The 22197-nt window shown below is 71.2% G+C and carries 23 protein-coding genes; 16 read left to right on the top strand and 7 right to left on the bottom strand.

The window, feature by feature from the left end; translation table 11 throughout:
- The first annotated feature begins 12 nt into the window (after positions 1-12).
- The 9 genes from OG373_RS35960 (at position 13) to OG373_RS36000 (ending at position 6561) form a co-directional block, all read left to right on the top strand.
- Positions 13-456 carry a cupin domain-containing protein gene (locus tag OG373_RS35960; protein WP_405442837.1) on the top strand — a complete coding sequence of 148 codons (444 nt, stop codon included), beginning with the start codon at positions 13-15 and terminating at the stop codon, positions 454-456.
- Positions 453-1724 carry a beta-ketoacyl-[acyl-carrier-protein] synthase family protein gene (locus tag OG373_RS35965; protein ID WP_405442839.1) on the top strand — a complete coding sequence of 424 codons (1272 nt, stop codon included), beginning with the start codon at positions 453-455 and terminating at the stop codon, positions 1722-1724. The genes OG373_RS35960 and OG373_RS35965 overlap by 4 nt, the downstream gene beginning before the upstream one ends.
- Positions 1721-2947, top strand: coding sequence for a beta-ketoacyl synthase N-terminal-like domain-containing protein (locus tag OG373_RS35970; RefSeq protein ID WP_397734441.1), 1227 nt, complete (start codon positions 1721-1723; stop codon positions 2945-2947). Before OG373_RS35965 ends, OG373_RS35970 begins: the two co-directional genes overlap by 4 nt.
- Positions 2948-2965: 18 nt before the next feature.
- Positions 2966-3220 (top strand): acyl carrier protein, encoded by a 255-nt coding sequence (locus OG373_RS35975; protein WP_397734443.1) that lies wholly within the window; start codon positions 2966-2968, stop codon positions 3218-3220.
- 1 nt (position 3221) lies between these two features.
- Positions 3222-3701 (top strand): SRPBCC family protein, encoded by a 480-nt coding sequence (locus tag OG373_RS35980; protein WP_405442841.1) that lies wholly within the window; start codon positions 3222-3224, stop codon positions 3699-3701.
- Positions 3702-3721: 20 nt separating this feature from the next.
- Positions 3722-4063, top strand: coding sequence for a TcmI family type II polyketide cyclase (locus OG373_RS35985; RefSeq protein ID WP_189967062.1), 342 nt, complete (start codon positions 3722-3724; stop codon positions 4061-4063).
- Positions 4064-4248: 185 nt separating this feature from the next.
- The gene (locus OG373_RS35990) at positions 4249-4881 is read left to right on the top strand and encodes an NADPH-dependent FMN reductase (RefSeq protein ID WP_405444325.1); all 633 of its coding nucleotides are present in this window, start codon (positions 4249-4251) and stop codon (positions 4879-4881) included.
- A gap of 66 nt (positions 4882-4947) precedes the next feature.
- A complete protein-coding gene (locus OG373_RS35995; protein ID WP_397734446.1) occupies positions 4948-5865 on the top strand; it encodes a MurR/RpiR family transcriptional regulator in 918 nt (305 codons plus the stop codon).
- A 309-nt stretch (positions 5866-6174) separates the two neighbouring features.
- Positions 6175-6561, top strand: a complete 387-nt coding sequence (locus OG373_RS36000; RefSeq protein ID WP_030384556.1) for a hypothetical protein — start codon at positions 6175-6177, stop codon at positions 6559-6561.
- 71 nt (positions 6562-6632) lie between these two features.
- On the opposite strand, the gene OG373_RS36005 is transcribed toward OG373_RS36000, so the two are convergent.
- Together OG373_RS36005 and OG373_RS36010 are read right to left on the bottom strand one after the other, a co-directional pair.
- Positions 6633-7019, bottom strand: a complete 387-nt coding sequence (locus tag OG373_RS36005; protein ID WP_405442844.1) for a toxin Doc — start codon at positions 7017-7019, stop codon at positions 6633-6635.
- 68 nt (positions 7020-7087) lie between these two features.
- Complete coding sequence (locus OG373_RS36010; RefSeq protein WP_405442846.1) at positions 7088-7957, bottom strand: serine protease; 870 nt, start codon at positions 7955-7957, stop codon at positions 7088-7090.
- A gap of 230 nt (positions 7958-8187) precedes the next feature.
- On the opposite strand from OG373_RS36010, the gene OG373_RS36015 reads away from it, so the two are divergent.
- Both OG373_RS36015 and OG373_RS36020 read left to right on the top strand, forming a co-directional pair.
- Entirely contained in the window at positions 8188-8700 is a 513-nt protein-coding gene (locus OG373_RS36015) for a hypothetical protein (RefSeq protein WP_405442848.1), read from the top strand.
- A gap of 83 nt (positions 8701-8783) precedes the next feature.
- Positions 8784-9032, top strand: coding sequence for a hypothetical protein (locus OG373_RS36020; protein WP_405442849.1), 249 nt, complete (start codon positions 8784-8786; stop codon positions 9030-9032).
- 99 nt (positions 9033-9131) lie between these two features.
- On the opposite strand, the gene OG373_RS36025 is transcribed toward OG373_RS36020, so the two are convergent.
- A complete protein-coding gene (locus OG373_RS36025) occupies positions 9132-10031 on the bottom strand; it encodes an oxidoreductase (RefSeq protein ID WP_405442850.1) in 900 nt (299 codons plus the stop codon).
- A gap of 112 nt (positions 10032-10143) precedes the next feature.
- On the opposite strand from OG373_RS36025, the gene OG373_RS36030 reads away from it, so the two are divergent.
- On the top strand, positions 10144-11127 hold the full coding sequence (locus OG373_RS36030) for a DUF5937 family protein (protein ID WP_405444326.1): 984 nt from the start codon (positions 10144-10146) through the stop codon (positions 11125-11127).
- Positions 11124-11642, top strand: coding sequence for an SRPBCC family protein (locus OG373_RS36035; protein ID WP_405442852.1), 519 nt, complete (start codon positions 11124-11126; stop codon positions 11640-11642). The genes OG373_RS36030 and OG373_RS36035 overlap by 4 nt, the downstream gene beginning before the upstream one ends.
- Here OG373_RS36035 and OG373_RS36040 read toward each other — a convergent pair.
- The 3 genes from OG373_RS36040 to OG373_RS36050 all read right to left on the bottom strand — a co-directional run bounded on the left by OG373_RS36040 (position 11623) and on the right by OG373_RS36050 (position 14077).
- Positions 11623-11898 carry an SHOCT domain-containing protein gene (locus OG373_RS36040; RefSeq protein ID WP_405442853.1) on the bottom strand — a complete coding sequence of 92 codons (276 nt, stop codon included), beginning with the start codon at positions 11896-11898 and terminating at the stop codon, positions 11623-11625. The two genes, OG373_RS36035 and OG373_RS36040, sit on opposite strands and share 20 nt — an antisense overlap.
- Positions 11899-12182: 284 nt before the next feature.
- Positions 12183-12848, bottom strand: a complete 666-nt coding sequence (locus OG373_RS36045) for a response regulator (RefSeq protein WP_405442855.1) — start codon at positions 12846-12848, stop codon at positions 12183-12185.
- Positions 12845-14077, bottom strand: coding sequence for a sensor histidine kinase (locus tag OG373_RS36050; protein WP_405442856.1), 1233 nt, complete (start codon positions 14075-14077; stop codon positions 12845-12847). Before OG373_RS36050 ends, OG373_RS36045 begins: the two co-directional genes overlap by 4 nt.
- Positions 14078-14378: 301 nt before the next feature.
- On the opposite strand from OG373_RS36050, the gene OG373_RS36055 reads away from it, so the two are divergent.
- From OG373_RS36055 to OG373_RS36065, 3 genes are all read left to right on the top strand, one after another.
- Complete coding sequence (locus OG373_RS36055; RefSeq protein ID WP_405442857.1) at positions 14379-15542, top strand: hypothetical protein; 1164 nt, start codon at positions 14379-14381, stop codon at positions 15540-15542.
- A gap of 358 nt (positions 15543-15900) precedes the next feature.
- Positions 15901-19662 (top strand): CDP-glycerol glycerophosphotransferase family protein, encoded by a 3762-nt coding sequence (locus tag OG373_RS36060; RefSeq protein ID WP_405444328.1) that lies wholly within the window; start codon positions 15901-15903, stop codon positions 19660-19662.
- On the top strand, positions 19655-21193 hold the full coding sequence (locus OG373_RS36065) for a hypothetical protein (protein WP_405442859.1): 1539 nt from the start codon (positions 19655-19657) through the stop codon (positions 21191-21193). Before OG373_RS36060 ends, OG373_RS36065 begins: the two co-directional genes overlap by 8 nt.
- On the opposite strand, the gene OG373_RS36070 is transcribed toward OG373_RS36065, so the two are convergent.
- Positions 21177-22124 carry an endonuclease/exonuclease/phosphatase family protein gene (locus OG373_RS36070; protein ID WP_405442860.1) on the bottom strand — a complete coding sequence of 316 codons (948 nt, stop codon included), beginning with the start codon at positions 22122-22124 and terminating at the stop codon, positions 21177-21179. The two genes, OG373_RS36065 and OG373_RS36070, sit on opposite strands and share 17 nt — an antisense overlap.
- Between the last annotated feature and the right edge of the window lie 73 nt (positions 22125-22197).

Here is a 22197-nt window from a genome sequence, read left to right on the forward strand (position 1 = left end):
GAGGAACCCGCCATGACCAAACAGCCCCCACGCATCGTGGACCTCAGCGAGACGCCCCCGAACCGCCGTCGCGGCGGTGACCTGCGGGCGGTGCTCACCCCGACCTCCGTGGGTTCCACCAGCGGGTTCATGGGCCTGGCGATCATGGCCCCCGGGGAGTCGATCGCCGAGCACTACCACCCGTACTCCGAGGAGTTCGTGTACGTGGTCAGCGGTCGCCTGGAGGTCGATCTCGACGGCGAGGCCCACCCGCTGCGCACCGACCAGGGCCTGCTGGTCCCGCTGAACGTGCGCCACCGGTTCCGCAACGTCGGAGACACCGAGGCCCGCATGGTCTTCCACCTCGGGCCGCTGGCCCCGCGGCCCGAGCTCGGGCACGTGGACACCGAACAGGCACCGCACCCGGAGGGCACCGCGTGGGAGCAGCCCCCGGACCGCACTGGAGTGGTCTCGTGACCCCCCGGCGGGTGGCCGTCACCGGAGTCGGTGTCGTCGCACCCGGCGGGATCGGGGTCCGCGACTTCTGGGACCTGCTCTCCAACGGCCGTACGGCGACGCGTGGCATCAGCCTCTTCGACCCGACCGGGTTCCGCTCCCGGATAGCCGCCGAGGTCGACTTCGACCCCGCGGCGAACGGCCTCGAACCGGGCGAGGCGGACCGTGCGGACCGGTACATCCAGTTCGCCCTGGTCGCCGCCCGGGAGGCGGTGAAGGACGCGGGACTCGACCTCACCACGGACGAGGCCTGGCGGACCGGGGTCTCCCTCGGCACGGCCGTCGGCGGCACCACCCGTCTGGAGCACGACTACGTCGCCGTGAGCCAGTCCGGTTCCTGGTGGGACGTGGACCACAAGCGGGCCGGCCCGTTCCTGCACCGGGCGTTCACCCCCGCCACCCTCGCCTCCGCCGTCGCGGAGCAGACGGGTGCGCGGGGCCCGGTGCAGACGGTCTCCACCGGCTGCACCTCGGGACTCGACGCCATCGGGTACGCCGTCCACTCCATCGCGGAGGGCCGGATGGACGTATGCCTCGCCGGCGCGTCCGACTCACCCATATCGCCGATCACGGTGGCCTGCTTCGACGCCATCAAGGCGACCTCGCCGAACAACGACGACCCGGCCCACGCCTCCCGGCCGTTCGACGCCGACCGGGACGGGTTCGTCCTCGGCGAGGGCGGCGCCGTCCTCGTACTCGAAGAGCTGGAACACGCCCGCGCCCGCGGTGCGACCGTCTACTGCGAGATCGGCGGCTACGCCACCTTCGGCAACGCCCACCACATGACCGGGCTGACCGCCGAGGGCCTGGAGATGGCCCGGGCCATCGAAACCGCCCTCGCCCAGGCCGGCGTCGCCGCCGACGAGATCGACTACGTCAACGCGCACGGCTCCGGCACCAAGCAGAACGACCGCCACGAGACCGCGGCGGTCAAGCGGGTCCTGGGCGACCACGCCTACAAGACGCCGATGACCTCCATCAAATCCATGGTGGGGCACTCCCTCGGCGCCATCGGCGCGATCGAACTCGCGGCCTGCGTACTCGCCATGACCCATCAGGTGGTACCGCCGACGGCGAACTACGAGACGCCCGACCCCGAGTGCGACCTGGACTACGTACCCCGCGTCGCCCGCGCCCGAAAGCTGAGCAGCGTCCTGTCGGTGGGCAGCGGATTCGGTGGCTTCCAGTCCGCCGTGGTCATGACCCGGCCGAAGGAGGAGGTCTCGTGACCAGCCGTACGGTCATCACGGGCATCGGGGTCGTCGCGCCCAACGGCGTGGGCGCCGACGCCTTCTGGAAGGCGACCCAGTCCGGTCTCAGCGTGCTGGACCGGGTCACCAGGGCGGGCTGCGAGCACCTGCCGCTGCGCGTCGCGGGTGAGGTCCGGGGCTTCGACCCCGGCGCCATGGTCGAGGACCGCTTCCTCGTCCAGACCGACCGCTTCACCCACCACGCCCTCGCCGCGGCGGACCTCGCCCTGGAGGACGCCCGGCTCGGCCGGGCCGACTACGAGGGCGACCCCTTCTCCGTGGGCGTCGTCACCGCCGCCGGATCCGGCGGCGGCGAGTTCGGGCAGCGCGAGCTGCAGCACCTCTGGGAACAGGGGCCGCGCTTCGTGGGCCCGTACCAGTCGATCGCCTGGTTCTACGCCGCCAGCACCGGCCAGATCTCCATCCGGCGCGGGCTCAAGGGCCCCTGCGGGGTCGTGGCCAGCGACGAGGCGGGCGGGCTGGACGCCTTCGCGCACGCCGCCCGGGCGATCCGCCAGGGCAGCCGGGCCATGCTCGTCGGGGCGACGGAGGCACCGCTGGCGCCGTACTCCATCGTCTGCCAGCTGGAGTACGAGGGACTGAGCACCGGGGAGGACCCCGAGCGGGCCTACCGGCCGTTCACCGACAAGGCCTGCGGGTTCGTCCCCGCCGAGGGCGGCGCGATGTTCGTCGTCGAGGACGAGGACGAGGCCCGCCGCCGCGGCGCCACCGTACGGGCCGTCCTGGCCGGCCACGCCGCGACCTTCACCGGCACCCGGCGACGGGACGTGTCCGGCGAGGGACTGGCCCACGCCATCCGCGGCGCCCTCCGGGAGGCCGACTGCGCCCCCGAGGAGATCGACGTCGTCTTCGCCGACGCCATCGGGACCCCGGAGGCCGACGCCGCCGAAGCGGCGGCCATCGCCGACGCCCTCGGCGCGTACGGGCGGAAGGTGCCGGTCACGGCGCCCAAGTCCGGTACGGGCAGGGCCTACTGCGCGGCTCCCGCGCTCGACACGGCGGCCGCGGTCCTGGCCCTGGAGCACGGCGTCGTCCCGCCGACCCCGAACGTCTACGACGTGTGCCACGACCTCGACGTGGTGACGGGCAGCGCCCGCGGCGCCGAGCTGCGCACCGCGCTGGTGCTGAGCCGCGGCCGAATGGGGTCGAACTCCGCGCTCGTCGTCCGCAAGGGCGCGTAGGAAGAAGGGAGAACAGGGATGTCCGAACGGCTGACCCTGGAAGAACTGGCCGCCCTGATGAAGAAGGCCGGTATCACCGTCGATCCCACCGAGCTGGCGAGCCGTCCGCACTCCGCCTTCGACGAGTACGGCCTCGATTCGCTGGGCCTGCTCGGGATCGTCGGCGAACTGGAGAACCGGCGCGGACGGGCCCTGCCCACCCACGCCGACCGCTGCAAGACCCCCGGGGAATTCCTCGACCTCGTCAACCACAGTCTGATGACCGGAGCCTGAGATGCCTGGACACACCGAGAACGAGATCACCGTCAACGCGCCCGTGGACGTCGTATGGGAGATGACCAACGACCTCCCGAGCTGGCCGCACCTGTTCAGCGAGTACGCCTCCCTCGAGATCCTCGAGGAGAAGGGCGACACCACCCGCTTCCGCCTGACCATGCACCCCGACGAGAACGGCAAGGTGTGGAGCTGGGTCTCGGAGCGGACCGTCGACCGCAAGGGCCTCACCGTCCGTGCCCGGCGGGTGGAGACCGGCCCGTTCGCGCACATGGACATCCACTGGCAGTACTTCAAGGTGCCCGGCGGCACCCGGATGAAGTGGACCCAGGACTTCGCGATGAAGCCCGATGCCCCGGTGGACGACGCGTGGATGACCGACAACATCAACCGCAACTCGCCGATCCAGATGGCGCTCATCCGGGACAAGATCGAGAAGCGCCAGCGCGAGGGCCGCGCCCCCGCCGTCAGCCGAGTCTGAGACGAAGGGTAGGCACTCGCATGAACCAGCCGCACCGCGCTCTCATCGTCGCCCGGATGGCACCGGGATCGGCACCGGACATCGCCGACCTCTTCGCGGGCTCCGACGCGGGTGAACTCCCGCACCTGGTAGGGGTCACGCGCCGCAGCCTGTTCCAGTTCGGCGACGTCTACCTGCACCTGATCGAGTCGGACCGGCCCCCCGGGCCGGCCATCGCGAAGGTCACCGAGCACCCCGAGTTCCGGGACCTCAGCGACCGGCTGACCGCCTACATCAGCCCGCACAACCCGGACACCTGGCGCAGCCCGAAGGACGCCATGGCCCACGAGTTCTACCGCTGGGAGAACCCCGACGCGAAGTGACCCGCGGCCCGGACGGGACCCGTACACCGAAGTGTGCGGGTCCCGCCGCGCGTGGCCGGTCCGGACGGGCCGAGCCTTGCCGAGTGGAGCAGAGAGCAGGAGGAGACGCAATGAACCCGACCGACAGTGACCACTTCCCGACGGATCCGGGCCGTCCGCACGACGGCGGTGCGGCCCGCGACTCCCTGCACGTCCTCGTCCTGTCCGGGTCCTTGCGCGCCGGGTCCGTCAACACCCGCCTCGGCTCCCTGGTCACGGAGCTGGTGACCCGGGCCGGCGCCACCGCGCAGGCCGCCACGCTCGGCGACTTCCCGATGCCGGCGTACGACGGCGACGCGGAGGCCGACGAGGGGCTGCCGCCCGGGGCGCTCGCCCTGTGCGAGCGGATCGGGGCCGCGCAGGCGCTGATCATCGCCTCGCCCGAGTACAACGCCTCCGTCCCGGGTGTCCTGAAGAACGCCATCGACTGGGTCTCCCGCTACCGCCCGCAGCCCTTCAAGGACAAGCAGACCCTGCTGGTCTCGGCCTCGCCCTCGATGGTCGGCGGCAACCGCGGACTGTGGGCACTGCGCGTCCCGCTGGAGCACCTCGGCGCGCGGGTCTACCCCGACATGTTCAGCCTGGCCGGCGCGCACCAGGCGTTCACCGACGACGGCGCCCTCGGCGATCCGGACCTCGGCGAGCGGCTGACCACGACGATCGGCTCCTTCCTCGACCTCGTCGAGGCCGACACCCGCTACCTGTGCCTCCAGCGCCGCTGGTACGAGTTCCTGGGCGACCGCACCGACGCCCCGGTCACCTCCCGCGCCCAGGACTGATCATCATCGGCCACAGGGGGTGAGCTATGTTTGAGCGCGAGTGACATCAGTTAGGGAGGCCCTCGAGTGTCATCGGGGCAGCAGGCACGCGCACAAGCGGCTGCGATCACACCAGGGGGTCAGTCGTCCGAGGAGGTTCGCCCCCCGGCCGACCGGCTCCTCGCGCTCTTCGACGGCCGTCGGCTGTCTCCCGGCCAGCGACGCATCGCCCAGTACCTGATCGACCACCTCACCGAGGCGGCGTTCCTCTCGATCACCGAGCTCGCCGAGCGGGTGGGCGTGAGCCAGCCCTCCGTGACGCGCTTCGCCGCCTCCCTCGGCTTCAGCGGCTACCCCGCCCTGCGCGACGTACTGCAGCCGATCGCGCTCAGCGCGGTCGCCGGCGCCGCGGACACCCGGGAGCAGATCCGCCGCAACGAGCTGCAGGAAGCCGTCGACGCCGAGATCCAGAACCTGGAGAACGTCCGCAGGCTGCTCGCCGACACCGACCAGGTGCTGGACATCGGCCGCGAGCTGGCGGCCTCGGTCCCGCTGACCGTCCTGGGCCTGCGCATCTCGGTCTCGCTCGCGGAGTACTTCGCGTACGCGGCCCGGCGCATCCACCCCGACGTACGCCTGGTGACGCGCGGCGGCAGCGTCGCCTTCGACGCGCTGCTCCAGTCCCGGGCGGCCGGCGGGACCTGGGTGCTGGCCTTCGCCATGCCGCGGCACGCGAAGGAGACCCTGGCCGCCATCCGTGCCGCCCGCAGTACGGGGCTGCGTGTGGTGCTGATCACGGACCCCACCCTGGGGCCGCTGGTGGACGAGGCGGACGTGGCGCTGACGGCGGGGACCGGGTCCCGGCTGGTTTTCGATTCGTACGCGGCGCCCGGGATGCTGTCCGCGGCCCTGTTGCAGGCCATGGCCGATGCGGATCCGGAGCGGACCCAGGCACGTCTGGAGAGCTACGAGCACGTGGCCGATCAGCACGGCTTCTTCCTTTAGCCCCATCCGGTCTGCTTCACCAGGCGATATTCAGCCCCCGAAGTGCATGAAATTTTTCATACGCTTGCCTACTCGACGGTATATATGTTTACTGGCGACGGCGCTCCGGATCCACCAGATGCCAAGGAGGACCCCCAGTCCTCCCGAACACACGCGCGGCACGACGAACCTCCTCACGTCGCGACCGCGCGTCGGGTCCAGGCTTTGGATCCCGCAGAGCGCCCATGGCGGCCTCGGTCAACCCCTGGGCCGAGGCCGCCCCTCAGAACGTCTCGATCAGAGTTCGACACCCACTCGGAAGTGACGAGAATGCCTCAGACGGCCACGTTTACCCTCAGCCCCGACTGGCCCATGCAGGTCAAGGCGCCAGGGACGCACGACTGGGAGCGCACGGCCACCCGCTGGCTGCGGGACCTGCTCCCGGCCCGCTACGGCGGCTACCTGACGCTCACCCGCCACCACGCACTTCTGGCCCGGCACGTCCAGCTCCAGCTGCAGCACGAGATGCGCGCGGTGCGGGCGGCCCTTCAGACCAGCCGCGCCGAGCTGCCCATGATGGGCATCGCCGAGTCGGTCATCGAGAACTCCATCCGGATGTACGCGGTCGAGCTGGAGCAGCTGGGCCGGCTGGCCCGCGGCGCGCGCCTCGTGTCCGACGCGCTGCTCGTCGGCACCCCCGCCCAGCGCAGGCGCTGACCGCAGCCGCGTCCCGGCCCCCGGCCGGGAATCCCCGGGACGGGGGACTCCGGGCGCGGGGCCGAGGCCCGCTAGCGGGCGCTCTGCGTGGGCTGCCAGGAGCGCAGCCGGGCCGCCACCTCGAAGACGCTGGCACGCAGCATGCGGATGTCGGTGATCAGGTCGCGCCACTGCTCGTAGGTGGCGTCCACGGCCTCGCCCGATGCCTCGATGTACGCGACGGCCACCCCGTAGGCGAAGTACTCGTTCGAGTCGGGCAGTGGCCGGAGCAGCACGATCGCGTCGAGCAGCGCGGCCGCGCGCCAGTAGGCGTCGGGATCGTCCACTTCCAGGCTCGGCGTGTTCACCCGGTGCCGGGCCACGGCGGCGACCAGGGCGGAGTGGTCGGCCACCGCCACGTCCTTGAACAGTGCCTCCTGCCGCTCCAGCAGCCAGCGGTGATCGATGTGCAGTTCCACGCGTCCGAGTATCCCCGCCCGAGGCCCGGCCGTGGGGCGTTTCGGGTCGGGCGGGGACGCCTACGGGGTTACGGCTTGGGCAGCGTGCAGCCGGGGCGGTTCAGATCGATCCTGTTGCCGGGGGCTATGCAGGGGACGGCGATGTACGTCTGCTGCGCGTAGTTGATGCCCTGGCGGACCGTCACGTTGCCGTTCTGGTCGACCTCGCACGGGTTGTTCACCGTGCACCGGGCGCCGTCCTCGTTGCCCGTGTTGTTGACGGCGACCACCTTGCCGGTCGTCGTGTCGATCACCGGCGAACCGGAGGTGCCGCCGATGGTGTTGCAGGCGGAGGTGTAGCGGACCGAGTCCTTCCAGGTCCAGTCGCCCTCCTTCAGGCGGTAGGCCAAGCCGTCCACGGAGCAGCTGTAGGTGCGCTTCCAGTAGCCGGAGACCACCTTGATCGCCGAGCCCTGGGTCGGGCGTACGTCGTCGAGGGTCAGCGCGGTGATGCCGTACTGGCTCTGGATCTGCGCGTAGGTCCGCGTCAGCCGGTAGATCGAGATGTCGGTGTCGGTCATGGTCGCGTACGCGATCCTGCTCGCGCGGAGCGTCCCGACCTTCGATCCCGCCGCGTTGAGCAGGGAGAACGAGCGGGTGGACGGGCGGTCGGTGATGACCTCGCCGGCTGCCGGGAAGCCCGACTCCAGGCAGTGCCCGTTCGACAGGACGAGCGCGAGGTCGCCGGGCTGGGAGGAGGGTGCGCGGACGACGGAGCCGGAACAGTTGCTGAGCGCCACGGTGCCCGCGTAGGTGACCGCGACGGCGGCGGCCCCGGGGGCGGTGGGCGCCGTGGGTGCGGGGGGCGCGACGGGTGCGATGGGCGCGGCCACGGCGGGGGTGGCCGCCGCTCCCAGCAGGAGCAGGGAGAGTAACGCGCCGACGAGAGGTTTCTTCATGTGGGGGTTCCCCTCTGATGACCATGCGACCGGAGGTCCTCCGGTTGTCATGCGCATTGTTGGGAGCCCGGCGTCAAGTCGCAAGGGCGCGTGGGCAGTTGGCGCCCGGCCCGGACTAGGGGTCCCGGACCGGGCACAGGGCCCCCGGATCCGACCCCCGCAAAGGTGTTCCGCCCCGGTGGCTTTGCCTCCTACGGTCTGTGCAGCACAGTTCCGGACCAGGAGGCAACGTGAAGCGCGAGATCGGCATCGACATCGACCAGCTGGTGACGGCGATGAAGGCGGTCGACGAGGCGGGGCGGCTCTTCGAGGAGGCGCGCGCCGTGTACGAGGCGCGCGGCCTCAAGAGGATCAGCGACGACTTCAAGGTGGCGGGCGGCTCGGTCCAGACCCTGCAGGGAGCCGAGGAGATGGCTCTCGGAGCCCGCAAGTACCTCGCCGAACTCGCGACCGTCGCCGGCTACGCGGCCGCCGGCCTCCAGGAGCGCGCGGGAGAGAGACCCGCGACCGCCCGGGCCGGTTTCCCGGGCATCGCGGGCGGCGGCGCCCGGATGGCCCGCCCGCTGCTCGACCCGACCCTGGAGGGACTGCGGCTGCTGCTGGCCGTCGACTACTTCGAGCCCGCCTTCAAGGCCGCGATCGAGGATGTCGTGCGGGCGGAGAAGGCGACCTACCCCGACCCCGCCACGTTCCGCATCCCCAAGAGGGCCGACCGCCCCGCGAAGGCCGCCCGTACCCCCTGAGGCCCGGGCGGGGGTCGTGCCGATCGGGCCGGGCTCGCGCCGCCCGGGGTGCCGGGCCGGTCCGACGGGGCGAGGCTGGGGGTATGCATCATGCGCCCGTCGTCGTGCACCGGATCTTCCCGTCGGGAGGCCGGCAGGTGACCCTGCGGACCTCGAACGGAGAGGAATCCCTGGGACTCGCCCGTTCCGACGAGGACGTCATCGAGTTCCTGCGCCGGGCCGGCATGCCGGACCCCGACGACGTGGTCCTCGGTGGCACCGAGCTGCTGGACTGGGAAGGGGACACCCCCCACGCGTACGAGGCCGACCTGCCGACCGACGACCTTCCCTGAGCGCCTGAGCGCCTGAGCGCCTGAGTGCCTCGGCGCCTGCGAGCCCGAGCGCCCCGAGCGCCCCGAGCGCCCTCAGCGCCTCGGTGCCGCCCGGACCGGTCAGCCGTGGTGCAGGGCCTCCAGGACGGCCAGCTCCTCCTCGGACAGGCGCAGAGCGCCGGCGGCCACGTTCGCCTCCAGGTGCTCCGGATCGCCCGTGCCGGGAATGGCCAGCACGTGCGGCCCCCGCTGGAGCGTCCACGCCAGCCGTACCTGCGCGGGGCTCGCCCCGTGCGCCCGGGCGACGGCACGCACCACCTCGCTCTCGGTGCCGTCCGCGCCGCCCTCCCGCCGGGCGCCGGCGATGGAGTAGAACGGCACGAACGCGACTCCCAGCTCACCGCAGGTGCGCACGAAGGCGTCCTGCTCGGGCCGCACTCCGATCCCGTACATGTTCTGCACGCAGACCACCGGCGCGATGGCGCGGGCCTCGGCGAGGTGCTCGGGGGTGACGTTGGAGATGCCCAGGTGGCGGATGAGTCCGGCTTCGCGGAGCTCGGCCAGAGCGCCGAACCGCTCGGCGATGGAATCGGCTCCGACGATGCGCAGGTTCACCACGTCGAGGTGGTCCCGGCCGAGCTGGCGCAGGTTCTCCTCGACCTGGCCGCGCAGCTGTCCGGGGGCGGCGTGGCTCCACACCCCGGACGGGTCGCGGCCCGGTCCGACCTTCGTGGTGATCACGAGGTCCTCCGGGTAGGGGCGGAGCGCCGCGTTGACCAGTTCGTTGGCGGAGCGCAGCGGCGAGAAGTAGAAGGCTGCGGTGTCGATGTGGTTCACCCCGAGCTCGATCGCCCGGCGCAGTACGCCGATCGCCTGGTCGCGGTCCCTCGGTGCGGCGTCGTCCGCGAACGCCGCACCGGTCTGGGGCAGGCGCATCGTGCCGAAGCCGATCCGGTTGATCTTCAGGTCGCCGAGGTTCCAAGTGCCCGCCGCTGCCGCGGACATCGTCTGTGAGGTCATGCCCGGATGATCCCCACCGGGTAGGCTGCCAGGCCATTGATTAAGACATGACCGAATCCTCGGGGTGGCCGTGCTGGCGGAGCTGGCGTTTTCCGTGAGTGACCTGGCGCAGATGCGCTTCGCCGTCGCGCCGATGTGGGAAGTCGGGCCCAGCTACCGGCTGCTGGCCGCCGGATCCACGCCCCTCGTGCACCGCCCCTGGGTCGAGCAGGTACGGCCACGACTGACGGCGGCCGGCCTCGACCGGGGCTGGCTCGCCGAGCTGATCCCGCCCTCGGGGTACGTACCCGACTTCCTCAATCCGTCGCCCACCGGGCCGGCTCCCTCCCTGGCGGAGGAACTGGCCGGCATCCGGGCCACGCCCGCCGCCCGGATCCGCCAGGACCTCGACCGCCTGGGGCAGGAGCAGGGAGGGCTGGGTCCGCGCGCACGGACCCTGTACGCCGATCCGCAGGCACGCCTGGTCCGGCTCACGGAAGAGATCGAGACCTACTGGGAGCTGGCTCTGGCCCCCTACTGGGCACGGATCCGCGCCGTACTCGACGCCGATGTCTTCCACCGGGCCCGGCAGGCCGCCGAGCACGGCGCGGGCCGTCTCTTCAACGACCTCCACCCTTCGGTCAGCTGGGACGACAGCGCGCTCCGGCTCGCCCACCGGCACCGTCCCCTGTCCCGGGGGACGGCGGGCTCCGGGCTGCTGCTGATCCCCTCGGTCTTCGCCTGGCCCGTCCCGTTCACCCGCGTGACGCCCTCGGAGCCGCCGCAGCTCGCCTATCCCGCGCGCGGCACCGGCTCGCTGTGGGAGCCGCGGCCCAGTGCCGGGGCCGAGGCCCTGGCCGCCGTACTCGGCCGCTCCCGGACCCGGCTGCTCACCGAGCTGGAAACCCCGGCCTCCACCACCGAACTGGCCCGCCGTACGGGGCTCTCCGCCCCCGGTGTGTCCCAGTACCTCACCGCCCTGCGCGAGGCCGGCCTGGTCACCGCCCACCGCGCCGGCCGCTCCGTGCTCTACGCCCGCACCTCCGTCGCCGAGTCCCTCCTCGTTGCCTACACTCCGGGCGTGGAGCGGGGACGATCACAGGGAGGGGAACCATGAGCGAGCGAGCGTGGAGCCTGGAGGAGCACATCGTGGTGGACGCCGCTCCCGCGGACGTCCACCGGATGGTGTCCGACCTGCGGAACATGGGCCGTTGGAGCCCGGAATGCCGCCGCGTGTGGGTGCCCCGGCCGCCGGCCCGCCCCGGCAGCCGGTTCGTCGGGCTCAACCGGAGAGGTCCGTTCGTCTGGTTCACGACGGGCCGGATCAAGGCCCTGCGGGCACCGGCGCAGTCGCCGGACGGGTCCGGCGAGTTCATCTTCGACATCGGCATCCTCGGTCTGCCGATCGCGCGCTGGGGCTACCGGTTCGAGCCGGAGGGCGAGCGCACGCGCGTCACGGAGACCTGGCAGGACCTGCGCACCGGGCGCGGTTCCCGCCTGACCGTGCTGCTCGGCGCGGTGTTCGCCGGAACCGGCCCGGACCGGCGCATCGCGGTCAACCGCGCCGGGATGCGCACGACCCTGGCCAGGCTGGCGGCCGGCTTCGGCGCGGTCACGGCGCCCCGTCCTTGAGGGCCCGGCCGAACTGCTCGTCCAGGACGGACAGCCGCCGCCAGTACTCGTCCTCGTCGATCTCCCCTGCGGCGAAACGCCGCCCGAGGATCGCGATCGGCGACCGCTCGCCGTGGGTGACCGCCCCGCGGCGACCGCGCCAGACGGTACGGCGCAGCACGGTGACGACACCGATGACGACCGCCGCCCAGATCAGCGGAAGGAACAGGATCCACGGGCCGGGCCCGTCGAAAGCGAGGGTGGTGAAGGTGTCCATCGCGGTTCATCTCCTTGGAGCGCGGACTTTTCGTCTCGCCCCGAGCCTCCTCCGCAGTCCCCCGCACGTCGTCGTACGGCCGGCGGCTCCCGGAGTACGCCGGCGGGAGTAGCGGGGGACCGGGGCGTCAGACAGGGGGTGTCGTGGGCTGGAGTCCGGTGATCTACACGTTCGTCGACAGCGGTGAGGCGCCGGTGCCGCCGGACAGGGACATGGTGCGGGCAGAACTGGAGCCGTACGACGTGGGAGATTCACCGGTGACGGCCCTCGGGCGAGGCAGAACCTCAGCTCAGCCAGCCGGGGCGGACCAGGCCGGACTCGTAGGCCAGGACGACCAGCTGGGCGCGGTCGCGGGCGCCGAGTTTGACCATGGTGCGGCTGACGTGCGTCTTGGCGGTGAGGGGGCTGACGTCCAGGCGGCGGGCGATCTCCTTGTTGGACAGGCCCATGCCCACCAGCGCCATTACCTCCCGCTCCCGGTCCGTGAGCCGACGCAGTCCGGCCGCCGCCGCGGGCTGCTTCGAGCGGGCCGCGAACTCGGCGATCAGGCGGCGGGTGACCCCCGGGGAGAGCAGGGCGTCACCCGCGACCACCGCCCGGACCGCGCGCAGCAGTTCCTCCGGCTCGGTGTCCTTGACCAGGAACCCGGAGGCGCCCGAACGGATCGCCTCGAAGACGTACTCGTCGAGCTCGAAGGTGGTGAGCATGACCACCCGTACGTCGGCCAGCGCATCGTCCTCGCCGATCCGGCGGGTCGCGGCCAGCCCGTCCAGGACCGGCATCCGGATGTCCATGAGGACGACGTCGGGGCGCAGCTCCCGCACCAGCCGTACGGCCTCGTCCCCGTCGCCGGCCTCGCCCACCACCCCGATGTCGGGCTGGGCGTCGAGCAGTGCCCGGAACCCGGCCCGGACGAGCAGTTGGTCGTCGGCGAGCAGTACGCGGATCACAGGGTCTCCTTGAAGCCGTCGTGGCCGTCAGGGCCGTCGAGGCCGTCGGTCCTCAGCGGGAGCCGGGCGACCACCCGGAAGCCGCCGTCCGGTCGCGGGCCCGCTTCGACGGCGCCGCCCAGGGCCGCCGCCCGCTCACGCATCCCGACGAGACCGTTGCCGCTGCCGCCCGACGCGCCGCCCGTGGCGGGACCGTCGTCGTCCACCCGCAGCTCCAGGGCGTGCGGCTGCCAGGTGAGGCGGATCCGGGCGGTGCGCGAGCCGGAGTGGCGCATCACATTGGTCAGCGCCTCCTGCAGGATGCGGAAGGCGGCGAGGTCCATGCCGGGTGCCAGCGATCCGGCCTCGCCCCCGGCCGAGACGTCCACGGCCAGCCCGGCCGCCGCCGCCTGTTCCACCAGCTCGGGGAGGCGGTCGAGACCGGGCGCGGGAGAGCGCGGTGCCTCGCCGGGGGAGCGCAGGGTGTCGAGCACCTGCCGGACCTCGCCCAGCGCCTCCTTGCTCGCCGCCTTGATGGTGGCGAGCGCCGTACGGGCCTGCTCGGGATCGGAGTCGAGCAGGGCCAGCCCGACCCCCGCCTGGACATTGATCACCGAGATGCTGTGGGCGAGGACGTCGTGCAGTTCACGCGCGATCCGCAGCCGCTCCTCGTCCACCCGGCGTCTCTCGGCCGCCGCCCGCCCGGCCCGCTCCCGGGCCCACTGCTCCCGGCGTACGCGGACCAGCTCCGCGACGGCGAGCACCGCGAGCACCCATGCGGTGATGCCCAGCTCCTGTGCCCAGGGCGTCGGGCCGTCCCCGGCGGGCGGGAGCCACCGGTAGAGCCAGTGTCCGATGAGCAGGTGCCCGGCCCAGAGCAGGCCGACGGCGCCCCAGGCGGCCCGGCGGTGTCCGGCGACGACGGCGGCGAAGCAGGCCAGGGCCAGGCTGAGGAACACCGGGCCGTACGGATAACCGGCACCCACATAGACCAGGGTGACGACGCTGACCCCGTACGCCACGGCCACCGGATACCGGTGCCGCACCACCAGCAGAGCGGGCCCGAGCAGCAGCAGGAGCCGGGCGAAGCCGTCCAGCGGCATCCGACCGCTCTGGGCGTGCGCCGCCCACCCCGCGCCGATCTGCGCGAAGACGGCGACGAGCAGGGCCGAGCGCCAGGCCGGGCCCCGCCCGGTCCGCTCCACCCATCGCCGCCAGGGGGGACCCGGGCGCTCGCGCAGCTCTTCCATACGGCCACGCTAGACCGCGTCCCCCGTCACCCGCGTCACCCCGGCGTAGCGTTTCAGGCGTACTCCCCACGTAGTACCCGAACCCGACTTTTCGTCCCGTCGGACCAGAGCCCCACCGGTGGCCAGGTCCGGCCGGCACCTGGTGGTGGAGGCGGACCGATCAGGCTAGGTTGCACGGAACCGGAGGGCGCAAGGAGATCCGCCCCCGGCGCCGACCGACCGCCGCACTGCCGTAAATTGTCCCACGGCCCGCCCGGTAAGGCGGGCAAAAGGGACGAGTTGGGGTAGGAGTGGGCAGGTCATGGTGCGACGCGGACGTGCGGAAGCGGACCGAGGTGCCACCTCCGCCGCACCCACGGTCCTGGGCTCCGAGATAGCCGCGGCGGCCGACGGCGGGAGCGCGGCCCGGGGCTGGCTCCGGCTGGGACGGGACGGCCGCCTCACCGCCTACGCGAGCTGCGCCGAGGGCCTGGTGCGCTGGACCGAGTCCGCGCCCGGCTCCGACCTCTGGCAGGGGCCCGAGCTGTTCCCCGTGGAGGGCTGGACGGGCCGGTTCACCCTGGCCCAGGACTCCAACGGCTTCGTCTGGTTCGCCGGCACCCGCTACCGGGACGGGGCGCCGGGCGGCCGCGAGATGGTCATCGCCACCCAGTACCAGACCGGCCGCCCGCTCGGCGACTGGCGCGCGGTGGGCAACGCGTTCCCGGAGGGCAGGCAGGAGGGCGGGGAGCCCCAACCCCCGCCCGGAGACCTGATGGTGCTCCCCGACGGCACCGGGGCGCTCCACATCGTCACCACCCGGTTCGGTGCGGGTGTCCGCGGCCGAACGCGGCGCGCCGATGGCATATGGGGCAATTGGGCAGACTTTCAGGGGAAATGGGTACGCGGGGCCGTCGTGCCGCTCGTGACGGCCCAGGGCCGCGCCGAGTTCCTTGCCCCCTTCCGGGGCGGAGCGTCGTACTGGGGCCAGGATGCGCCGGGGGGCGACTTCAGGTGGCTGGGGCGCATCGAGGCCGATGCGGTCGAGGGAACGTACAGCTCTTTTGAGACAGGTCGAGGCACCGGTACCTACTTCTGGCGCCACCCGGCCGACGGCGGTGTCGTGGCCTACCGCCCGCAGGCTCCCGCCGGCACATCACCCGCCCTCATGCCGCTGGGGGGTGCGGGAGGGGCCGGTCCGGTGGGTGTTGCCCGCACGCGCATCGACGGATACGACTGCACCGTCCTGCTGCAGCGGGGGGCGGAGGGCTATCCGGAAATCGCCGCGTACCCGACCGAGGGTGAGCAGTACGGCACTTGGTGGGCGCCGGTGGGGAACCGGTGTGCGGGGCTGCCGGCCATCTCGCTCGATGCCCGCGGCTCGGTCACGATCGCGATGATCGACATGGACGGCGGGCTGCTGATCGCGCGGCAGGATCCGACGGACCCCGGCCTGGCGTTCGGCCCGTGGCAGCGGGTGGGGTGACCCACCTCACCAGGGTGCGGGACTCCCAACGAGCGGAACGGTGCTTCCGCTTGCGGCGCCTTGAGCCGGCGGGGAGTTGGCAGGTCGGGCCGTTCCGGGGGAGCCTCGCTCATTCGCAAACGTGAAGCATTGGGCGGGTGAAGCGTTCGTGAATACTTGCTCGTCATTAAGTGATTGCCCTACGCTGCGCAGGCGCTGTCAAGGTCGTATAAGTGTGCGGCCGGGGGCGGCGGGTGGGTCGAATGTTCGGGGAGCGGTGGGTGTGACCAGATTCAGGGGCGGGTCTGGCGGCGCGCCTCGACGACTCCGGATGCGCCGTGAGACGTGTGACTATCGAGGAGCTTTCTGAGTGGCAGGTATGCCCCGCCTGAGCGTTGTCGTGCCCTTCCAGGACGTTGAGATATACCTCCAGGAATGTCTGGAATCGATAGCCAGGCAGACGTTCCCCGACCTTGAAGTGATCATGGTCGACGACGGCTCGACCGACTCCTCGACGGCGATCGCAGCGGAATTCGCTCGCCGCGACCGCCGGTTCAGGCTTCTGCGGCAGGAGTCGATGGGTCCGGGACATGCCCGTAATGTCGGCATCCGTGCCGCGCACCCGCAGGCCGAGTTCCTTGCTTTCGTCGACGGCGACGACGTCATACCCGAGTACGCCTACGAGCTGCTCGTGCAGACCCTCGAAGGTTCCGGATCCGACTTCGTATCGGGCAACGTGCAGATGATGAACTCCACCAAGAGGTGGCAGTCACCCCTGCACAAGGCGCCCATGCAGAAGAGCAGGCGCGGCACGCACATCACGAAGCTGCCGGACCTCATCTACGACCGCACGGTGTGGAACAAGCTGTTCCGTCGCTCCTTCTGGGACTACCACTACATCGCGTTCCCCGAGGGCGTCATGTACGAGGACTCCTGGGTCAACATGTTCGCCCACTTCCGGGCCGCCAAGGTCGACATCCTCACGGACATCGTCTACTTCTGGCGCCGGCGCGAGGGTGGCGCCGCCCCCTCCATCACCCAGCGGCACACCGAGTTCAGCAACCTCCAGGACCGTGTCTCCGCGGTCCAGTCGGTCAGCCGCTTCCTCGCCGGACACCGCGCGCGGTCCTACTCGGACCACAAGCGCAAGTACGACCTTGCCTGCCTCAAGTCGGACCTGATGCTGCATCTGAAGGTGCTGCCGGACGCCGACGAGGAGTACCAGGACGCCTTCATGCAGTGGGCGAACGAGTTCCTGGACGAGGCCGACGACGACATCATCCAGGAACTTCCCGCCGACGCCCGGGTCAAGTGGCTCCTGGTGCGCGAGGGGCGCCTGAAGGAGCTGCTCGACGTCGTCGAGTTCGAGCGCAAGGGCGGGCCCATGCCCGTACAGCGCCGCTTCCGTCGCTACCTCAACTACCCCTATCTCGGCGACCGTTCGATCGGGCTCGACAAGAGTGCCTACCGGCTCGACAAGGAACTCTCGCTGCACGGCTCGCTGATGCGGGCGCAGTGGGACGACTCCGATCACCTGATGCTGGAGGGGTCCGCGTACGTCCGCTTCATCAACGTGCACAAGCGGCACATGTCGATGAAGGCGATCGCGCTCCGCAACAAGAAGCAGAGCCGGGTGGTCGTCGCCAAGGCGAAGACCACCTATTACCCGCAGGCCACCGAGCACTCCCAGCAGAACCGCTATTGCTACGACTGGTCCGGATTCCAGGTCAGCTTCGACACGTCCCGGCTCAAGCACAAGGGCGAGTGGGTCGAGGGCACTTGGGACGTCGCCGCCGGTGTCCTGAGCCGCGGTCTGTTCCGCTACAAGGGCATAGCCAGGGGCGGCGCCGGCAGTGCGGCCAACCCGCCCTACCGCTACGTGGAGAAGAACACCCGCGTGGTGCCGCTCTTCATGCAGGGCAAGCTCAAGCTCCGTGTGGAGCGGGTCCGTTGCCGCATCACCCGGCACCGGGTCGTCGGCGACCACCTCGAGCTCGGCGGCGTCTACCTCGGCGACAAGATCCCCGAGTGGGGCAAGTTCCGGGTCACCAGCATGGGCGGCGCCGGCCGCCACGACTCCTGGGTCCAATTCAAGTACGGCGGCGAGGGCTGGTCCACCTTCGTCACCAGGATTCCGCTGAAGGCGCTGGTCCCCGGACACCGCGGCGCGGCCGACGGCGGCGTTCCGCAGACCTGGAACACCGGCAGCAACGGCTGGAAGACCACCTTCCACGTCGAGGGCCGCAAGGCGGCCATCTACCCGGTCATGGCGGAGGAGGCCGAGGACGGCCACTACCGGCTCCCGGCCGTCCTGCAGACCGACAACGCGGACCGTGAGGTCTTCGTCCACCGCAACGGCTCCGGATACGTGGTCCTGTTCGAGCGGGACACCCTGCCGATGGCCACGTCGACCACCTGGCTCCAGGACGGTTCCCTCGAAGTCGCCGTCAGCTACGCGGCCGAAGACCGGCTGACCGCTGCCGAGTTCGCCGCCGCGCACATCGTCGTACGCTCCCGTGCCCACGGGGCCGAGCGCGTCGTGCCCATCGCCTGGCACGGCCGGGAGTTCCGTTTCGTCGTTTCGCCGGCGGCGATGCGGACCCTTGCCGGGGACATCCCGCTGGCCGCCGGCCGCTGGGACTTCTTCCTGCGCCGCCAGGACCCCTCCGCGGTCACCCGGGAGAACCGGTCCAACGACCTCATGGTCAAGATGACCCAGGCACTGATCCCCACCTTCCCCAGCGAGATCACGAGCAACGACCGGCGCTACGAACTCCAGGCGGAGGCCTACGACCGCCTCTCGCTCCTGGTCCACTCGGCGATGCCGGACGAGGCCCGCGGCCCGTACCGGCAGAAGCTGATGCGCACCAAGGAGTACCCGGCCGCCCGCCGCAAGCCCCTGAACCGGGCGGTGCTGTTCGACGCCTTCAAGGGAACGCAGTACTCCGACAGCCCGCGCGCCCTGCACGAGGAGATGGTCCGCCGGGGCCTGGACGTGGAGCACCTGTGGGTCGTGCGCGACGACCAGGTGCAGGTCCCGCCCACCGCACGAGCCGTCCGCATGTGGTCCCCCGACTGGTACGAGGCCATGGCCCGCTCCAAGTACGTGGTGGCCAACAATCACCTGCCGGACTGGTTCGAGAAGCGTGAGGGGCAGGTCGTCGTGCAGACCTGGCACGGCACCCCGCTCAAGCGCATCGGGCACGACATCGAAGCCGTGCACTTCGCGGACAAGCGGTACCTGGAGCGCGTGGAGAAGGAGGTGCAGAACTGGGACATGCTGGTGTCCCCGAACAGTTTCAGCACCCCGATCCTCAAGCGGGCCTTCCAGTTCCCCGGCGAGATGATCGAGAGCGGCTACCCGCGCAACGACATCCTGCGCCGCGCCGACTCCGGTCAGCGGGCCGCGGAGGTGCGCCGCCGTATCGGCCTGCCGCCGGGCAAGAGGGCCATCATGTACGCGCCCACCTGGCGCGACGACCAGTTCTACGCACCCGGGAAGTACAAGCTCGACTTCCGCATCGACCTCGATCAGGCCAAGGCGCAGCTCGGCCACGACCACGTCCTGCTCGTGCGGCGCCACCCCAACGTGGTGGACCCCGTACCGGGCGCCGGCGACGGCTTCGTCTTCGACGTGTCCGACTACCCGGACATGGCGGACCTCTCGCTCATCGCGGACGTGATGATCACGGACTACTCCTCCCTGATGTTCGACTTCGTCAACACCGGGCGGCCGATCCTCTTCTTCACGTACGACCTGGACCACTACCGGGACACCCTGCGCGGCTTCTACTTCGACTTCGAGCAGTCCGCCCCCGGCCCGCTCGTGTACACCTCCCCGGAGCTGATCGGGGCGATCCGCAACATCGACCGGATCCAGCACGGCTACGCCGCCCGCTACCGCTGGTTCCAGCAGGAGTTCTGCGACCTCGACGACGGTTACGCCTCGGCCAGGCTGACCGACCGCATCCTGATCGCCGGCGGCGACCTCGACCCCGCGCGGGCGCAGGCACCGGCGGTCGGCATGGCGGGCAGCGCCGGCGGCGGCCAGACCATGGGCCAGTCCGTTCCCTGGCACGCGAACACCCTCGGGCGGGTGCCGGGCCAGCCGGTGAGAAGAATGGATTCCGAGCATGTCTGAGGCAGCCCAGAAAGCGCGCCGCGTCTTCACCGGCGTGGAGTCCTCCGGGCCGGTGCCCATCGAGTACCGCTTCTCGCACGCGACGAACGGCAACCGCCATCTGGTCGTGGCCTTCGCCAACCACGCGGTCCCCGGTGAGTACGGCGGATCCAACGGACCCCTTCACGACCTCCGGGCCAACGTCCTGTGGGTCCGCGACCTGTTCGACGGGGAGAACAGCCACTACCTCTGCAACGGCATGGACTTCGCGCTCGACGAGTCCGTCGCCGGGCTCATCTCACGGGTCATGAACGCGCTGTCCCTGACTCCGGACGACTGCACCCTGTTCGGCACTTCCAAGGGGGCCGGCGCGGCTCTGTACTTCGGGCTGAAGTACGGGTTCAAGAACATCGTCGCCAGCATGCCCCGCTTCCTGACCGGCACGTACGTCGGGCAGGACATGCCGGGCACCGCCCGGGTGGCGCCGGGGGAGCCGGCGGCGTCGAACCTCCCCACGCTCGACTCGGTCCTCCCGGACGTGGTGCGCGCCGGTGTACGCCGCCCTGCCAACGTCTATCTCGTCTCCTCGCCCAGGGACGAGCACTACGCGCGCCAGGTGGAACCCCTGCTCGGACTGTTCCAGGGGTACGAAAACTTCAATTTCGTCTACAACGAATCTCCCCTCATCGCCTCTCACGGGAGGGTGCCGCTGCGGAACCTCCCGGCCGTCACGGGGCTGCTCGACCTTCTCGTCGACGGCATCGCGCCCCGGATCGGCATGGTCCGCAACGGCCACGAACAGCCCGGTCGCAACACCTCCGCCATCGACGCCTACCTTGCCGACACCTCGCAGGTGAAGGGGGATTCGTTCCCCCGGCCGGTGGTCCTCGCCCCGGCGGCGAACACCCAGGCACCCCGGAACGCCATCCGCTTCGTGGGGACCGCTGCGACGGGCGCGGTGCGGGTCAGCGTCTGGGAGGACGGCAAGTACCAGGGCGCGGCGCCCGTTGCCGCCGACGGGAGCTGGACCTGGCAGCGGGAGAAGCCCTGGGCCCGGGGGCGACACGTGGTCAGGATCTTCGCGGCGGACGCGCACAACTACCACTCCAAGCGCACCGAAGTGATCTTCACGGCCCTGGAGGCGAGCGCCGCGCAGGAAGCGGCACCGGCCCGCGCAACGGCCCGGCCGCAGACGACGGCGTCGGCACCTGCCCAGACGCCCGTGTCGGTCCAACCGGTGGTGCTGACGGTGACCGCACCGTCCGCGCAGCAACAGGTGCCGGGTCCCTCGGTCGGCTTCATGGGCTATGCGCCGGGCGCAGTGCGCGTGGAGTTCCGGAAGGACGGTACCGGCCTCGGGGCGGCCGCGGTGATGGCCGACGGAAGCTGGAGCTGGGACGCCGGCTGGGCCTGGCCCCAGGGCGCGCACTTCGTCGAGGCCGTGGCCGTGGATGCCATGGGCAACGCGGCTGCCTGGACCACGGCCGCCTTCACCGTCATGAACGCGTACACCGTTCCGGCGCAGGGGGCCTACTTCAACGCGCAGTACTGACCCCGGCAGTGTCCTCGGGGCGGCTCACCCGCATCACCAGCGGCCGGTGGTCGGATGCCTTGGTGTCCACCACCTTGCAGGCGGTGCGGGGGAGCTGGGTGAACAGGTAGTCGATCTTCGTGCCGTCCTTGAGGGTGGCGCGCCCCGAGCGGGAGCCGCCCTTCTGGTCGCACTCGCGGTACGTGGTGTAGGTCTCCGACGGCCATATCCAGGCGGACGTGTTGCGGTCGCCGACCGGCGGCGGGGAGTTGAAGTCGCCGCCGAAGACGGTACCGGCGTCCGTGGACGCGGCGGCGACCAGCGAGCTCAGCTGGTCGTCGCGGAAGTCCCACTCCGGATGCTCGGCGTCGCTCTCCCGCAGCGAGAGGTGCGCGTTGCACACCCGCAGCCCCTGGGCCGGGACCCGGGCGCACAGGATGCCGCGGTGCAGCCCCACTGTCGGCTGCTCGCTCGGGATCAGCTCCACATCGGTGAGCGCGGACCCCGCCAGCAGGCCGAAGCCGGCCTGCCCGCGCCCCTGCCCGGTGCAGTTGACCGGGGACCTGCGTCCGGCCGCGTCCACGTCGGCGTACGGTTCGAAGGCGGAGTGCCACTGGGGGCCGAGGCTGCGGGCGGAGGAGACCAGGTCCTCCGAGCACACCTCCTGCAGCAGCAGGACGTGGACGTCGGAATCGTCGATCAGCTTGAGCAGTTGCTGGAACTTCTCCTTCGGGCTCCCGGTCTTCTCACAGCTCCACTGCCGCACCCCGCACATGTTCCAGGTGGCGACGGAGACCTCGTCGGCCTTTCCGGCGCCCGACCCCACGCCGGCGACCGAGGCCGGTGTCTGCGCGGACGTGCACGCCACCGCGCTCAACAGGCTCAGGATCGTCGCCGTGCGGCCGAAGCGGCGGCGGAGCGGCCACCGCTCGGTCTCCATGTGTCTGTGCATTCGGACATCATTGAGTATGAGCCGGTCAGACCGTGCATCGGGCCCGGTACAAACGGTTCCGGATCCCGCTCGG

Source organism: Streptomyces avidinii, assembly GCF_045161815.1.
Classification (GTDB): domain Bacteria; phylum Actinomycetota; class Actinomycetes; order Streptomycetales; family Streptomycetaceae; genus Streptomyces; species Streptomyces avidinii.

Coding starts and splice junctions, on each gene's coding strand:
- OG373_RS35960 (WP_405442837.1), top strand. CDS start 13: ATGACCAAACAGCCCCCACGCATCGTGGACCTCAGCGAGACGCCCCCG.
- OG373_RS35975 (WP_397734443.1), top strand. CDS start 2,966: ATGTCCGAACGGCTGACCCTGGAAGAACTGGCCGCCCTGATGAAGAAG.
- OG373_RS35980 (WP_405442841.1), top strand. CDS start 3,222: ATGCCTGGACACACCGAGAACGAGATCACCGTCAACGCGCCCGTGGAC.
- OG373_RS35985 (WP_189967062.1), top strand. CDS start 3,722: ATGAACCAGCCGCACCGCGCTCTCATCGTCGCCCGGATGGCACCGGGA.
- OG373_RS36000 (WP_030384556.1), top strand. CDS start 6,175: ATGCCTCAGACGGCCACGTTTACCCTCAGCCCCGACTGGCCCATGCAG.
- OG373_RS36010 (WP_405442846.1), bottom strand. CDS start 7,957: ATGAAGAAACCTCTCGTCGGCGCGTTACTCTCCCTGCTCCTGCTGGGA.
- OG373_RS36020 (WP_405442849.1), top strand. CDS start 8,784: ATGCATCATGCGCCCGTCGTCGTGCACCGGATCTTCCCGTCGGGAGGC.
- OG373_RS36025 (WP_405442850.1), bottom strand. CDS start 10,031: ATGACCTCACAGACGATGTCCGCGGCAGCGGCGGGCACTTGGAACCTC.
- OG373_RS36030 (WP_405444326.1), top strand. CDS start 10,144: ATGCGCTTCGCCGTCGCGCCGATGTGGGAAGTCGGGCCCAGCTACCGG.
- OG373_RS36035 (WP_405442852.1), top strand. CDS start 11,124: ATGAGCGAGCGAGCGTGGAGCCTGGAGGAGCACATCGTGGTGGACGCC.
- OG373_RS36040 (WP_405442853.1), bottom strand. CDS start 11,898: ATGGACACCTTCACCACCCTCGCTTTCGACGGGCCCGGCCCGTGGATC.
- OG373_RS36050 (WP_405442856.1), bottom strand. CDS start 14,077: ATGGAAGAGCTGCGCGAGCGCCCGGGTCCCCCCTGGCGGCGATGGGTG.
- OG373_RS36055 (WP_405442857.1), top strand. CDS start 14,379: ATGGTGCGACGCGGACGTGCGGAAGCGGACCGAGGTGCCACCTCCGCC.
- OG373_RS36060 (WP_405444328.1), top strand. CDS start 15,901: ATGCCCCGCCTGAGCGTTGTCGTGCCCTTCCAGGACGTTGAGATATAC.
- OG373_RS36065 (WP_405442859.1), top strand. CDS start 19,655: ATGTCTGAGGCAGCCCAGAAAGCGCGCCGCGTCTTCACCGGCGTGGAG.
- OG373_RS36070 (WP_405442860.1), bottom strand. CDS start 22,124: ATGCACAGACACATGGAGACCGAGCGGTGGCCGCTCCGCCGCCGCTTC.